Below are 14,526 nucleotides of genomic sequence, written 5' to 3' on the forward strand. Positions count from 1 at the left end.
ACTTTAGATGATTCAACCTAATACTTACATTTTATAAAAGAGGAAAACTTATGGCGTCCCTAAATCCGCTAAACAGTAATCTAGACCAAAGAAAAGTGAAGCACCTACTTAGGCGCGCTACTTTTAATTATACTAAAAATCAGATCGATGCATTTATTGGTATGACACCAGCTGATGTTATTGACAAACTTATAACACCCACAACCAATGCCTTAGCCGAGCCTTATGACCCACTTCCTATGGACAACCCTGATGGATTTTGGACATCAGCTACAACGGCAACAGATGAATTTGAAAATGAAAGGCGAAAACGAGGTTTGGTCGCTGGTTGGTGGTGGTACAACGCCGTTAACGAAACGAGCTTAAAACATAAACTATCCTTCTTCCTGCACACCTGTTTTAATGTAGCCAAAGATGATGGTGCAGGCCCTTCATCTTTTTACTATGACTACCTCAGGTTACTGGACTTCTATGCTTATGGAAACCTTAAAACCTTAGCCAAAAAGATAACCATGGATAATGCCATGTTAGTTTATCTGGATAATACGAGAAATAATAAAAATAACCCTAACGAGAATTATGCTCGGGAGTTTTTCGAATTGTTTACGATTTTGGAAGGCGAACAAGTTGGTGAAGGTAATTACACGAATTACACCGAAGAAGACATTCAACAGGCCACCAGAGTATTTTCTGGTTATAAAGTTGATAAAACCCGAAGTTTTATAGACCCAGACACTGGCATTCCGACGGGATACATTGATTTTGAATTACACGATCCCGACAATAAAACATTTAGTCCAGCATTTAACAACACAACCATTACAGGGAAAGGCACGCCAACAGAAATCTTAACTGAATTAAGTGAATTTGTAGACATGGTGTTTGCCCAGCCAAAAACAGCAAAATCGTATTGCAGAAAACTGTATCGTTATTTTGTAAAAAGCACCTGGAACGAAGAGGTTGAAAACGACATTATTGCGCCATTAGCACTGCAATTAATCGCTAATGATTACGATATCATTCCGGTGGTAAAAACATTACTATCGAGTGAACACTTTTTTGACTCGGACGATAGCAACAACCAGGATGAGATTATTGGAAGTATTATTAAAAGTCCGCTGCAATTACTATCTGAAATATGCACCGTTTTTCAAGTCACATTTCCCGATCCTACAACAAATGCGTTAACCTACTACAACGAATTTTTCTACAAGTTTATTCATAATAATTATTTCGTTTTTTCGGGCACCAATTTATTTAGCCCTGAAGAAGTTGCAGGCTACCCTGCATATTACCAAGAGCCACACTACGATCGTAACTGGTTTTCTTCAAATACCATAATTGGTCGCTACCGACTTATTGAAAGTCTTATTGCCGGAAAAAACACCATTGGTAACGGAGCCATATACGCGGCTTTGGATACGGTTTTATTTGTTAAAAACAACCTTCCAAACGCGAGTGACCCGAATCTTTTGATTACAGAAATGGCCGAACTCCTATACCCCGAATCCATAGATAGTGATCGCACCAATTATTTTAAAAGCTTTTTGGTTGACGAAGGTTTTCCTGATTACTACTGGTCGGGTGCTTGGAATAAATATTTAAACTCCAACAACGCAACAACCGTAAAAACCAGATTAGACGCCTTAGTTATCGCTATGGTAAATGCTGCCGAATTTCAATTAATGTAAAGTATGAACAGACGTAATTTTATAAAACTGTCCGCTTCAGCATCAGTAATAGGACTAACCCCACTGCAATTACAAGCCGCTTTAAAAACATTTACCCCTTATTTTGATTGTCCAGATATTTCTAATCGAAAACTGGTATTGATAAATTTAGCTGGAGGAAATGATGGATTAAATACCGTAATTCCATTAAACCAATACGATGCTTATAGTAATTTACGCCCCACTATAAAGGTGCCCATTTCGGGAACTAATAAGTTCATCACGCTTGATAGCTCATTACCCGAAAACCAACAAGTTGGCTTACATCCTGCCCTTTCAGGCATGAAGTCGCTATACGACAAAGGTTGGCTACGTGTTCTACAATCTGTTGGGTACCCGAGTCAAAACAAAAGCCACTTTTCCTCTGCCGATCTATATTCAACAGGAAACGATGGTAATAGTTTACTTAATGGTAGTGATACCGGGTGGATTGGCCGATTTATGGAGCGGTATTACGACAATTTAGTTGTAGAGCCCTTTCCTTTAGGGATACAAATTGGTTCCAATAAAACATCTTTAGGGTTTCATGGTGAAGAAGCCCACGGCTTGTCCATTAACCTTACAAGGCAAGATCCTGCTGGTTTTTATTCCATTTTAAATGATTTAGGTGGCCCACCGCCATTAAATATTCCAGATTCCGATTACGGTGACCAACTAAGGTATTTAACCAACACCGATGCCTTAACCAACACCTATGCACAATCCATTTCTAATACCTTCCAAAAAGGAAAAAATAATATCAGTTATCCAGATACCGATTTATCAAATCAATTAAAAACAGTGGCGCGATTGATGAGTGGCGACCTGGAAACCAAAGTTTATATGGTACGTATTTCTGGTTTTGACACCCACGACTCTCAAGTTCAAGATTTAGGTAATATTATTGGGAAACACCATGAATTATTATCCAGCCTATCGGATAGTATTGAGGCTTTTATCAGGGATTTAGAATCACAAAACCTTGCTGAAGATGTGGTCGGATTAACCTTTTCGGAGTTCGGAAGAAAAGTTAAAGAAAATGGCAATTTAGGAACCGACCATGGTGAAATTGCTCCTATGTTTGTTTTCGGGAAACCTGTAAAAGGAGGTGTTTCTGGTACGAATCCAGATTTAAGTGAAGCTACAGATCGTAATAACTACCAAATAAAAACCGTGCAATATGATTACCGACAAACCTTTGCCACGCTCCTTCAAGATTTTATTGGTGCTGATAATGCCATAATCGATGCCACCTTTTTTAACAACTCACTAAACCAAAGTTTCAACGACTTAAAAATAGACGACCTTGTAAAGAGTGTTTACAATGTATCCAATGGTTGTATTCCTATTACGAACAATCCGTTAGGAGAAGACAAAAAATGGTTAGTCTATCCAAACCCCTTTAAAGACATTGTCCATATTACAGGTGTACAGCGTGTAGAAACCATTTCATACCGTATTTATAATGCTGCTGGAGTATTATTAATTGAAAGCACAGACCTTGTAGATGAAGGTAAAATAACTCTAAATTTAAGACATTTTAGTAGTGGCATGTACTTGTTTGTTATACTTTCTGGTAGCGAAAAAGAAGTCCATAAAGTCGTTAAAATATAAATTTAAGAATAGCCTACATGAAAATTTTTAAAATAATAATCTCTTTTACATTGTTGGTGATTTTATGCTCTAGTTGCAATAGAAATGTCCCTGATGACTTGGAAGGACAAGGAAGTGACATACATTTAACAGCCACCTATAAATGGTGGATTTTAACACATAAAAACTATCAAAAACCAGGTGTTTACCTTTACAACGAACAAACTGGCGCCATAGAAGTGGAACTAAAACTCCCTAAAGGGTTACAATCGCCACATGCTTTGGCTTACGATGGCGAGTCTCTTTGGGTTGGCGGCATAGGTGAGAACCAATCCATTTATCAGCTCGATCCTGTAAGTGGCGATGTGCTATCTGAAATACCAAATATTATTACTGAAGGCCTAGCCATACAAGACGAATACATTTATTATTCGAGTGAGAATGCCATACATAAAATTATGAAAAATGGCACCTTAGTTGAAAGTATTCAAACTGAAAACACAGCTTTAAACATCTCAGACATTACTATTAACGAGAACACGCTATATTATTTGCGTTACGTTGAAACCGGGCCTATTGTTAAATTGAATTTAACCTCAAAATCTGAAACCCCGATAAACACCGTAGAAACCTCTGGCACCTATTGTTTATCATTTATAGAAAACAAACTCGTTACGGTATCTAACCTTAATGAAATTAACCAAAACAGCTCACGAACTGGCGAACTTATTTCGAGTACACCAACCGGGATTGAAGGTTGGATAACCGCCATAGCCCTCCATGAGAAAATAGAGTAATTACATGCGTTCTGGCACTTGAATCCCTAATAGTTGAAATCCGTTTTTAATAGTGTTTGCAACGCTGTTTGACAGCTGTATTCTTAGGGTTTTCTCGTTTTCGTTATCGGCTCCTAAAATTGAAACGTTTTGATAAAATGAATTGAACTCTTTAACCAAGTCATACGTGAAATTAGCAATAATGGCCGGGCTAAAATTATCGGCTGCATTTTGAACAACCTCAGGGAATAACTGTAGTTGTTTAAGAAGAGCTTTCTCTTTAGGGTGAAGCGTCATAGCTTCTAAATTCACTTGAGTATCCACATCGGCTTTTCTTAAAATCGATTGAATTCTCGCATAAGTATACTGAATAAAAGGCCCTGTGTTCCCTTGAAAATCGATAGACTCTTTAGGATCAAAAAGAATACGTTTTTTAGGATCTACTTTTAAGATATAATATTTTAAGGCGCCTAAACCTATAATTTTATAAAGTTCTTTTTTCTCTGCTTCAGAGTAACCATCAAGTTTTCCTAATTCTTCAGAGATTTCTTCAGCAGTATTAGCCATATCAGCAATTAAATCGTCGGCATCAACAACAGTTCCTTCTCTACTTTTCATTTTTCCGCTAGGTAAATCAACCATACCATAACTTAGGTGGTATAGATTTTTTGCCCATTCGAAACCAAGTTTCTTCAGAATTAAAAATAACACTTGAAAATGGTAATCTTGCTCGTTTCCAACGGTGTAAACCATACCGCCTACATCTGGAAAATCTTTAATACGTTGAATGGCCGTACCAATATCCTGAGTCATATAAACAGCCGTACCATCGGCACGCTGAACGATTTTTTTATCTAAACCTTCCTCGGTTAAATCGCACCATACCGAACCATCTTCTTCCTTATGAAAAACCCCCGAATTTAATCCTTGCTCAACAAATTCCTTTCCTAACAAATAGGTGTTACTTTCATAATATAGGGTATCAAAATCAACACCCAAATCCTTGTAAGTGATATCAAACCCATCGTAAACCCAGTTGTTCATTTTCTCCCAAAGTGCTACCACCTCTTCATCTCCAGACTCCCATTTTAAAAGCATATCTTGAGCTTCTAATAAAATAGGGGCTTTCTTTTTAGCGTCTTCTAAAGTTTCACCTTGAGCCACTAAGGTTTCGATTTCTTTTTTATATTCTTGGTCGAATTTCACATAGTAGTTACCTACCAATTTATCGCCTTTCAACCCGGTACTTTCTGGAGTTTCACCATTTCCAAAACGTTTCCATGCCAACATACTTTTACAAATATGAATACCACGATCGTTTATTATTTGTGTTTTATATACTTTTTTCCCTGAAGCTTTTAAAATTTCAGCAACACTATATCCCAATAAATTATTTCGAATATGACCTAAATGCAGAGGTTTATTTGTGTTAGGAGAAGAATACTCCACCATAATAGCTTTTTCACCAGGATTAGGTTGCACCAGTCCAAAACGTTCGTCTTGTTTTATTCCATTGAAAAAACTCACATAATATGAATCGTTAATTTCAACATTTAAAAAGCCTTTAACCACGTTAAAAGCCTTAACATCGGCAACTTCCTTAACCAAATACTGCCCAATAGTTTCACCAATTTGCACAGGATTACCTTTAATAAATCGCAACATGGGGAAGATAACCACGGTGATATCTCCAGCAAACTCTTTCCTTGTTGCTTGAAATTCAACCGTTTCTAAGTCAATATTAAAATCTGCTTTTACCGCTTGTTTAACGTATTTTGATAAAGTATCCTGAAGGTTCATTCTAGTGTCTTTTTAAGCCTGCAAAGATAGCAAGTTTTTCTACTAAAACCGAAAACCTTTCCATACAAAATGGAGAAGTAAGTATAGCATACCGTTCTTTATCAGCTCCATAAAAAATGGCTTAGCTTTTTTAGATGTCAAACAACCGTTGTTCTATGTTTTTTGGCTGTTCATCTATGGAAATACTTTAAACTTAGAATTAAAATCCACTTCAACTAATTATTTGGTAATAAATCCTAAAAATTAGATTTTAAGAACCCTTTTTGCAACATTTGTTAAGTAAAGCTATTATTATCAATTGATTGAAAATCAATGTAAACTTTTTACAATTACAGCTAAATAAGGCTGTCTTATTTTTCTCAAATCTAAGACCTCGTTTATAGCATTATTTTAGTGGTAATTGACATGCAATATGAGGCGATTATTATTTTCCATTTTAATGATGCTATCTATTAATATTGGAACTTCTCAATCCAATGACATAGAAAGCCTTGCCCTGCAATTAGCTTTTCAAGATCAAGATTCCTTAAAAGTAGCCATCTCTCTTAAACTTATTGAATCGCTTTACAATATTAACGAATATGATCGTGCCTTCAAATACATCCTTGCAAGCGAAAAGTTGTGTCAAAAATTAGATCACAAAAAAGGCATTGCCAATATGGCCTATTATAAAGCCTTGATTTATGCCCAAAAGAATGATTATATCAATGCCATAAGTGGCTACGGAAAATCGAAACAATTGTTCGAAACCCTTAAAGACACCTTGTGCATTGCTAAAGTGAACAACAGTATTGGTTTAATCGAAATTAAAAGAGGTCATTTTTCTAAAGGCATGTCTTTTTCGCATTCAGCAATAAGAGAATTAGAAAAAAGGCATCTCAAAGCCGAACTCAATTTAGCCTATAGTAATCTGGTCCAAGCCTACAATAGTATTGGAGCTACCGATAAAGCTATAGAATTTTACATTAAAGCGCTTGAGGTTCAAGAGTCACTTAATGATGAACAAGCTATTTATAAAACAAAAAACGTTTTAGCCGAACTGTATGCTAGCAGAAAAGAACATCGAAAAGCTATTGAAATTTATGAAAACATTATAGAAAATAACACGTCAAACGATTCAATATTAGGACACATTTATCCCAGAATAAGCGCTGAATTTTTAGAATTTAACGACTATGAAAAAGCTTCTAAATATCTAAATGAAGCTTACAATTTAAATACTTCAAAAGAAAACAAAGAAGATTTATTAATGACGCTGAATAATCTCGGGGATTTAAACTTGAGACAAAACAGGTTACCGGAAGCGGACACCCATTTAACTGAAGCTCGTAACGTTGCCGAAACCACCACAAATAAACTAGAATTACTAAAACTTTATAAACTATTAAAAGCGCTCGACTCCTCCAGAAACCGATTCACCAAAGCTTTTGAATGGCAACGGGCTTACTACGAATTAAACACGAAACTTACTGAAGAGAAATTAGTACAAAAAGAGCGCTTATACAAACCTTTAAGTCATATTGAACATGAACCACACCACTTATCAGACCATATTTCGACACCTGAAGTTGTGGTAAACATGCTTTCTGATTCTAACAACAATGCCGATGGACTAAAAATGTCCTTATACAGTGTGGCTAGCGCCTTGGTATTGGTGTCTATATTCTTAGTTTTAAACTATTTAAAACGCTATAATAACATTAAATACACAAAAGAATTAGAGAAGAAAAACCTTAGTATCGCTTTACAAAACGAAGCTTTTTCGCAACAAATTAAACATTTAGAAAGTGTTAATAATGTAAAAGACAAGCTGTTTTCAATTGTTTCTCATGATTTACGCGACTCCCTTTCTTCTATAAATGGTTTCATTGACTTGCTTAAAGACGGGTCGTTGTCCAGAGAAGAATTCGACAATTTAATTCCCGAGTTAAGTGAAAATGCTAACAACGCTTCATTACTCCTATTTAACTTACTCAATTGGTCTAAATCACAGATGCAATCACTAGATCCCAAACCAACTTTGTTTGATGTTCAAGAAGTTTTTATAAGTAAAATTAAACTTATAGAACAGCGCTTAGAAAGTAAGGGCATAACTCTAATTAATCGATCTGTAAAAGATTTTGCCTATGCAGATAAAAGCATGTTTGAAATTGTAATTCAGAATCTTTTAGCTAATGCGCTTAAATTCTGCAAAAAAGGCGATACTATAACCATTACGAACCACATCAACCATGGATGTTGCATTATAAGTATTGCTGACTCTGGCATTGGCATCTCCAAAGAAAACTTAAGCAAGCTGTTTAAGGAAAGCTCATTTTCAACACTAGGAACCGATAATGAAAAAGGCACCGGATTAGGGCTTTCCATTTGCAAAGAATTAATCGATTTAAATCATGGTAAAATTTGGGTAGAAAGCACCCCACAAATTGGGAGTACCTTTTTTGTTCAACTTCCTAAATCGCAACCCGTATAACTTTTATTTCTAAACAAAGTGCACTCCATAGTTAGCACAGATTTCTGCTACTTTTTCAAAATTAGGTGGTCATGGCGGTAGATCAGCAAGTTCCTAAAACATAAACTCTATGCCTGCAGGAAAAGCAGAAGTAACCATTTTAGCCTTTTGGGTTCCCACAACCTTCCATGCATGAGGAATATTTTTGGGTGCAAAAGCTGTATCTCCAGAACTTAATACGGAAGTTTTGCCATCTACGGTAATTTCAACTTGACCTTTAATAACACGAAATATCTCATCTTCCCTTTTGTGGGTGTGCGGAGGTATGCCTACTCCAGGATCGACATTATCCACCCATTCCACAATTTGATTTCCTGTATCGCTACCTGGTAATTTATGCGTTTGAATATCGCCAATCACATTTAAAACGACCCCTTCTTCATCTTTAATAATTTCAGAAGTGGCAGGAGTAATTTGATTCGTTTTAAGGGTTTGAGATTGACAATGCAACAAACTGGGAAATAAAGCAACCCCTAGACCTACACCCGATTTTACTAAAAATGCTTTTCTTTTCATAACTCTAGTTTTAATGCAAATTAGAATTAAATTGAAGGCACAGCAATGTTAAAATCACGGTTAACTCTTAGAATTTCGGCTTAATTCTAAAAATAATGATTTAATTTTTCCTTAAACCCGAAGGTGTCGTTGTCGTATGCGTTTTAAAAAAATAACTAAAGTAATCTGGAGATGAAAAGCCTAAATCAAAACTAATTTCTTTAATCGATTTATTGGAGAGTTTTAAGGCGTGCCTAGAGCGCATAAGCAATTGTTCGATAATAATATGTTCGTCCCTACTCCAAGAACGCCTTTCACACATTCGTTAAGGTACTTTGGAGAAATATGTAGAAGCTTGGCGTAATCGCCAACATCATGATATTTATAAATATACTTATCGACCAATTTTTTATAACTATAAACGACATGAGCTTTGGAGTCGTTACTAGAAACTACCGATTTAATATTACACTGCACGTCGCAATACACAAAAAAGGTATTCAATAAGGAAAGAATCGCTTCATTTTTATGGTTGAGTTGAAGTGTCTACCTTTGTTGTGACGGTTTTATATAGAGTATAAACTATATTTGAATTATGGGAAAAAAATATGACAACGAGTTTAAATCGATGATATTAGATTTATCAAAATCTGGTATACGAACAAAACAACTGAGTGAAGAATATGGAGTTCATACAAGTGTTATTAATAGATGGAAACAAGAGTATGATTTAAAAGGAGGAGATTTTTCTAAAAATGAACCTAAATCCAAAGAACATCAAGAACTTATAGCATTAAAAAAGGAATTAAGAGATGTTAAAATGGAACGTGACATCTTAAAAAAGGCGGTGAGCATCTTTTCCAAGAGCGACAGATAAGGTATAACTTCATTTTATCAAACAAAAATACTTATCCTGTCGAAAAGAAGTGCAAATGCATGAAGGTTAGTAAAAATGCTTATTACCATTGGCTTAAAACCAAAGACACCTTAAAGGTTAATTCCTCTAAATCATTTTTAAAAGACAGAATCGAAGCTATATTTGACAATAATAAACAGATTTATGGTAGCTATCGAATTCAAAAACAACTTGAACGAGAAAAGCTTTTTTATTCCCGTTCATATGTGGGGTTACTTATGAAAGAAATGGGACTAAGAAGTGTATTGAATAAAAAATTTGTGGTAACTACGGATTCAAATCATTCTCTAAAAACAGCTAAAAATGAATTAGACAGGGATTTTACCAGTTTTTCTTTAGGCTACAAATTAGTCTCTGACATTACGTATATAAGAGTTAATCAACAATGGAACTATTTAACCACGATAATGGATTTGGCTGATAGAAAAATAATAGGCTGGTCTTTAAGTGAAGATATGACTACTGAGAATACGGTTTTAAAGGCCTGGGTTGATGCTAGAAGAAACAGAGTGATAAACCAGCAGTGTATTTTTCATTCGGACAGGGGTGTGCAATATGCATCCAACAGAATCACAAATATGTTCTTTTTTAATCAAAAAGTGATACAAAGCATGAGTAGAAAGGGAAATTGCTGGGATAATGCTGTAGCTGAAAGTTTTTTTAAAACCATTAAATATGAGTGGATTAATAGATTTAAGTATACGTCTTATAATCAATTATACAAATCTATTGATCAATATTTAAACTGGTATAACACTCAAAGATTACATTCTAGTTTAGGATACATGACGCCTCTTGAAAAAGAATTACAATTAAAAGGATTTATTAACAAAGCTGCTTAGTATAAAATAGTACCAAATTTATTAGGTAGTCCAAGTTGGGAACCTAAAAGTTCGTCAATCATCTCTAGAATGGCCTGAGTACGTAACTCAATCCTTGGACTTAGTTTAAACAAGGGAATTTCTCCCTGACTAAAAAGTCTTATTTGATTAATATGAAGTTTACTAAGTTGCGGATGATTTAAAACTTCTCTGGACAAATAAAGCATATACCCAGCATGCGAAATTTGGTCGTTTTTAATGATTTTCCAGGACACTATCCCGTAAAGTGTGTAAGTTATAAATCGAGGGTTTAGCTTTTTTAAAGTTGAACCCTTTTTTCAAATATAGTTAAAAACTGGTTTAAAATAATGCCCCAGTTCCTAATAGGCATCGACCATTTTTTGGTAGCCTCTCTAAGGGCTAAAAAAGTGGACTTCATAACAGCCTCATCTGTTGGGAATGAGAGCTTTTTTTTAGTGTACTTTCTGATTTTTCCATTAAGGTTTTCAATAAGGTTGGTAGTGTAAATGATTTTTCTAATTTCAACAGGAAATTCATAAAAAGCAGTAAGCTCATCCCAGTTTTCTCTCCAGCTTTTAATAGCATAAGAGTACTTGTGTTCCCATTTCTGAGCAAAGTCCTCTAGAGCAGCTTTTGCTGCGTTTTTGGTGGGTGCATCATAGATATTCTTCATGTCTTTTGCAAATTCCTTCTTGTCTTTCCAAACAACATAGCGACAAGCGTTACGAATCTGATGTACCACGCAAATTTGGGTTTTAGATTCAGGAAAAACATTTTTAATGGTGTCGGTGAAACCGTTAAGATTATCTGTGGCCGTGATAAGCAAATCCTGAACGCCTCTGGCTTTCATATCGGTTAGTACACTCATCCAAAAGGCTGCCGATTCATTCTTACCCAGCCAAAGTCCTAAGACTTCCTTTTTACCATCTCTACGGAGTCCTACGGCGATGTACATGGTTTTGTTAATGACTTTAGAGTTCTCCCGAACCTTAAATACAATACCATCCATCCAAGTAATTAAATATACGGGCTCCAGGGGTCTGTTTTGCCAAGCAATAATATCATTGGTAACTTTATCTGTGATACGTGATATGGTAGATGTAGATACATCAAAATCGTAAACTTCTCGGATTTGCTCTTCAATATCAGAATTACTCATACCCTTGGCATAAAGGCTGATAATGACGTTTTCTATGCCGTCAACCATGTTTGTGCGTTTAGGAACCAGCATAGGGTTAAAAGAAGCTTCTCGGTCTCTGGGAACTTTAATATTAGTCTCTCCTAAAGCTGTTTTTATCCTTTTAGATCCATAGCCGTTACGGGTATTGCTATTATTGGATTGCTGATGTTTCTCATAGTCTAAATGAGCGTCAAGTTCTCCTTCTAGCATCTTTTCAATACCTCGCTTTTGGATGGATTTTAGAAAAGAGGTTAGTTCGTCTCCTGTTTTGAACTGTTTTAAAAAATCGTCGTTTAGAAAATCTTCTTTCTTCATAAGTGTGTAAATTTTAAAATTAAACAAAAAATATCGAGGGTTGCAACCCTCGATATTTTTTGTTTACACACTTTATGAGATACTGCCTTTTCCAGTGACAATTGGGATTTAAGAAAAAGATAGAATTGGATACATTTTCATAGAAAACGTTATCTATTTCAACATCCATCACTTCATTTTTAATCCAACACACCGCATAGCTACTTGGCCGTTGCGAGGTGGTAATAGCATTGGTGATCTTCGAAATGTTCACTGCATCCGCCTTCATTTTAAACCTAATAACCTGTTTTAAAAAAAGTTACAAGTTCTAATATATGAAAAACAATAAAACTAAAACAGCGCAATACTTCGATTAAAAGCATTTCTTCCAATAAAAAAGCTTCTAATACAATGCCTATACGTAACCTACTTAGTTTTTGGCAAGAATACTTCTGCCATCATACAACGTGCACTACCTCCACCACAGGCTTCAATAGTATCTAATGAACTTGATAAAATTTTGGTATGTTTTTCTATGGCTGAAATTTGAGATGCTGTTAAGGAATTATAGGCCGACTGACTCATCACAAGATAAGAAGTGTCGTTAGCACCTTTAACTTGCAACATGTTACCAGCGAAATTTATAACCTGGTCTTCTGTAATATCGATAATTTCCTTTCCATCGTCTTTAAGATGTTTCACCAAGGCTTTTCGTTCTTTTTTATCGTCTATACTACTCAAACAAACCACGGCAAAAGTTTCACCAATACTCATCATCACATTGGTATGGTAAATGGCTTTACGCTGATTGTTTACAGTTTGAAAAGCTGTAAAAACAACGGGAGTAAATTCAAAGTCTTCACAAAACTCGATAAATAAATCCTCATCAGCTCTTGCTGAAAGTCCGCAATAAGCTTTACGATTTCCACGATCTAGAATTAAACTCCCTGTCCCTTCAAGGAAAACATCATCCTCTTCGGCGCTGGTATAATCAACCACATTATTGATTTCAAAACCTTTACTTTCTATAATATCTAAAACATCCTCACGGCGTTCCAAACGTCTGTTTTCAGCAAACATAGGATACAAACCTACATCACCATTTTCATGAAATGAAATCCAATTATTAGGAAATATGGCATCAGGGGTATCGGTTTCGGGAGTATCATTAACAACAATAACCTCGACACCTACGCTTTGTAGCTTTTCAACATAAGCATCAAACTCTTGCTGCGCTTTTAAATTAACCGTTTCAGGTAGGGTATTATCTAAAACCTGCTGATAATAATTATTAACAGCCGTTTGTTCATTCATCCTAAAATTTACGGGACGAATCATTAAAATGGTATTTGTTATTTGTTGCATGACATTGGGTATTGTAATCAATCTCTAATTAAAGGTAAGGTAGAACATCGAAGCAATCCTTCTTGTTTACTTATTTCGCTATATAATACCTCTTCAACAGTAAAGCCTTGGTTTCGTAACCAGGAATTGAGTCGTGTAAAGCTTTTTTCTGAAATAATAACCTCTTCTGAAATGGAGAAAACATTACTATTCATATCGTACATTTCTTGTTTGGTAATTTCAAAGATATTTTTTTTTTCGAAGAAATCGACCAACCACTCATATTCACTTTCATTTAGAAATCCATTTTTATGAAGAATGGCTTTATCATGACCGATAGGCTGAAAACAACAATCCAAATGTAAAGCATTTTCTTTTGCATTGGTATTCGACTTTCGAAGTTCAAAAGATTTCACGGTTTTATGAGGAAATAACTCTTGAATGGCAATTACGGCGTCGAGATTAGTTCGCGCAGTAATTAAATCTGGGTAATCTGAACCTGAGTAGGTCCCTATAAAAATATAGTCATTCCAAAGAATCACATCCCCACCTTCGGCATGACATTCATCTGGAAGAATGATTCTGTCTTCTGGATTTACTTGATTCCACAAGTATTTTATGGCTTCAACTTCTTCCTCTCTGTTGGGTAATATATTGGATTTAATAATCTTATTTTCAATAACAAAAGCTATGTCTCTAGAGAAAATCTGATTGCAATTATTAATTATTTCAGGTCTATAGACGGTAACATCATACTTTTTAAACACCGCTACGACTTCCTCCATCTCGCGAATCATGTCTTCTTCTAGGGGGTAAGTACCTGCTTTTAGGTGCTCAATACTTTTCGGATCGTAGCACTCTTCAATTTTAGGAATGGCTCCATTACTTTCTGCTGTACCCAATACAACGGCACGCAGTCTAGATGTTTCGTTTTGAATATTTAATTTCAACATACACTAAACCAAAAAAACAGATTAAATTTTAAAGGCTCAAAACTAGTAATAATTACAAGGTTAAAGTATGATTTTTTTAAGATATTGCTATAAAAAAGAAAAGTTTCACAGA

At 35.3% G+C, this 14,526-nt stretch carries 13 protein-coding genes; 5 read left to right on the forward strand and 8 right to left on the reverse strand.

The window, feature by feature from the left end:
- Positions 1 to 50: 50 nt before the first annotated feature.
- From C1A40_RS03605 to C1A40_RS03615, 3 genes are read left to right on the forward strand one after another with little or no spacing between them, the layout of a single operon-like run.
- Positions 51 to 1,691: a DUF1800 domain-containing protein gene (locus C1A40_RS03605; protein WP_102994713.1), complete on the forward strand. Its 1,641-nt coding sequence runs from the start codon at positions 51 to 53 to the stop codon at positions 1,689 to 1,691.
- A gap of 3 nt (positions 1,692 to 1,694) precedes the next feature.
- Positions 1,695 to 3,323, forward strand: coding sequence for a DUF1501 domain-containing protein (locus tag C1A40_RS03610; RefSeq protein ID WP_102994714.1), 1,629 nt, complete (start codon positions 1,695 to 1,697; stop codon positions 3,321 to 3,323).
- 17 nt (positions 3,324 to 3,340) lie between these two features.
- Entirely contained in the window at positions 3,341 to 4,099 is a 759-nt protein-coding gene (locus tag C1A40_RS03615) for a DUF5050 domain-containing protein (protein ID WP_158651263.1), read from the forward strand.
- Here C1A40_RS03615 and argS read toward each other — a convergent pair whose 3' ends face one another.
- The gene (gene argS, locus C1A40_RS03620) at positions 4,100 to 5,878 is read right to left on the reverse strand and encodes an arginine--tRNA ligase (protein ID WP_102994716.1); all 1,779 of its coding nucleotides are present in this window, start codon (positions 5,876 to 5,878) and stop codon (positions 4,100 to 4,102) included. It abuts the gene before it with no gap.
- 412 nt (positions 5,879 to 6,290) lie between these two features.
- Here argS and C1A40_RS03625 point away from each other — a divergent pair, with 412 nt between their 5' ends.
- Positions 6,291 to 8,351, forward strand: coding sequence for a tetratricopeptide repeat-containing sensor histidine kinase (locus tag C1A40_RS03625; protein WP_241910480.1), 2,061 nt, complete (start codon positions 6,291 to 6,293; stop codon positions 8,349 to 8,351).
- A 93-nt stretch (positions 8,352 to 8,444) separates the two neighbouring features.
- Here the strand turns inward: C1A40_RS03625 and C1A40_RS03630 are convergent, their stop codons facing one another.
- The 3 genes from C1A40_RS03630 to C1A40_RS18440 form a co-directional block, all read right to left on the reverse strand.
- Positions 8,445 to 8,906 carry a cupin domain-containing protein gene (locus tag C1A40_RS03630; RefSeq protein ID WP_241910481.1) on the reverse strand — a complete coding sequence of 154 codons (462 nt, stop codon included), beginning with the start codon at positions 8,904 to 8,906 and terminating at the stop codon, positions 8,445 to 8,447.
- A gap of 100 nt (positions 8,907 to 9,006) precedes the next feature.
- Positions 9,007 to 9,207: a helix-turn-helix domain-containing protein gene (locus C1A40_RS18435; RefSeq protein ID WP_338418074.1), complete on the reverse strand. Its 201-nt coding sequence runs from the start codon at positions 9,205 to 9,207 to the stop codon at positions 9,007 to 9,009.
- On the reverse strand, positions 9,129 to 9,389 hold the full coding sequence (locus tag C1A40_RS18440; RefSeq protein ID WP_241910549.1) for a hypothetical protein: 261 nt from the start codon (positions 9,387 to 9,389) through the stop codon (positions 9,129 to 9,131). Before C1A40_RS18440 ends, C1A40_RS18435 begins: the two co-directional genes overlap by 79 nt.
- Positions 9,390 to 9,480: 91 nt before the next feature.
- Between C1A40_RS18440 and C1A40_RS03640 the strand changes: the two genes are divergently transcribed.
- Positions 9,481 to 10,643 (forward strand): IS3 family transposase gene (locus tag C1A40_RS03640; RefSeq protein WP_102994718.1). Its coding sequence is split into 2 segments (ribosomal slippage): positions 9,481 to 9,718 and positions 9,718 to 10,643, totalling 1,164 coding nucleotides; the frame shifts between segments, so codons are not numbered across the junction.
- Here the strand turns inward: C1A40_RS03640 and C1A40_RS03645 are convergent.
- The 4 genes from C1A40_RS03645 to C1A40_RS03660 form a co-directional block, all read right to left on the reverse strand.
- Positions 10,640 to 10,897: a hypothetical protein gene (locus tag C1A40_RS03645; RefSeq protein WP_199287739.1), complete on the reverse strand. Its 258-nt coding sequence runs from the start codon at positions 10,895 to 10,897 to the stop codon at positions 10,640 to 10,642. The genes C1A40_RS03640 and C1A40_RS03645 overlap by 4 nt on opposite strands.
- 44 nt (positions 10,898 to 10,941) lie before the next feature.
- Positions 10,942 to 12,138 carry an IS256 family transposase gene (locus C1A40_RS03650; protein WP_102994719.1) on the reverse strand — a complete coding sequence of 399 codons (1,197 nt, stop codon included), beginning with the start codon at positions 12,136 to 12,138 and terminating at the stop codon, positions 10,942 to 10,944.
- Between the two features lie 405 nt (positions 12,139 to 12,543).
- Positions 12,544 to 13,482 (reverse strand): citrulline utilization hydrolase CtlX, encoded by a 939-nt coding sequence (ctlX, locus tag C1A40_RS03655; RefSeq protein ID WP_102994720.1) that lies wholly within the window; start codon positions 13,480 to 13,482, stop codon positions 12,544 to 12,546.
- A gap of 17 nt (positions 13,483 to 13,499) precedes the next feature.
- On the reverse strand, positions 13,500 to 14,414 hold the full coding sequence (locus C1A40_RS03660) for a dimethylarginine dimethylaminohydrolase family protein (RefSeq protein WP_102994721.1): 915 nt from the start codon (positions 14,412 to 14,414) through the stop codon (positions 13,500 to 13,502).
- Between the last annotated feature and the right edge of the window lie 112 nt (positions 14,415 to 14,526).

It is taken from the genome of Tamlana carrageenivorans (assembly GCF_002893765.1).
Lineage (GTDB): Bacteria > Bacteroidota > Bacteroidia > Flavobacteriales > Flavobacteriaceae > Pseudotamlana > Pseudotamlana carrageenivorans.

Excerpts from the sequence above, each read along its gene's own strand:
- C1A40_RS03605 (WP_102994713.1), top strand. The coding sequence starts at position 51 with ATGGCGTCCCTAAATCCGCTAAACAGTAATCTAGACCAAAGAAAAGTG.
- C1A40_RS03610 (WP_102994714.1), top strand. The coding sequence starts at position 1,695 with ATGAACAGACGTAATTTTATAAAACTGTCCGCTTCAGCATCAGTAATA.
- C1A40_RS03615 (WP_158651263.1), top strand. The coding sequence starts at position 3,341 with ATGAAAATTTTTAAAATAATAATCTCTTTTACATTGTTGGTGATTTTA.
- argS (WP_102994716.1), bottom strand. The coding sequence starts at position 5,878 with ATGAACCTTCAGGATACTTTATCAAAATACGTTAAACAAGCGGTAAAA.
- C1A40_RS03625 (WP_241910480.1), top strand. The coding sequence starts at position 6,291 with ATGAGGCGATTATTATTTTCCATTTTAATGATGCTATCTATTAATATT.
- C1A40_RS03630 (WP_241910481.1), bottom strand. The coding sequence starts at position 8,906 with ATGAAAAGAAAAGCATTTTTAGTAAAATCGGGTGTAGGTCTAGGGGTT.
- C1A40_RS18435 (WP_338418074.1), bottom strand. The coding sequence starts at position 9,207 with ATGTGTGAAAGGCGTTCTTGGAGTAGGGACGAACATATTATTATCGAA.
- C1A40_RS03650 (WP_102994719.1), bottom strand. The coding sequence starts at position 12,138 with ATGAAGAAAGAAGATTTTCTAAACGACGATTTTTTAAAACAGTTCAAA.
- ctlX (WP_102994720.1), bottom strand. The coding sequence starts at position 13,482 with ATGCAACAAATAACAAATACCATTTTAATGATTCGTCCCGTAAATTTT.
- C1A40_RS03660 (WP_102994721.1), bottom strand. The coding sequence starts at position 14,414 with ATGTTGAAATTAAATATTCAAAACGAAACATCTAGACTGCGTGCCGTT.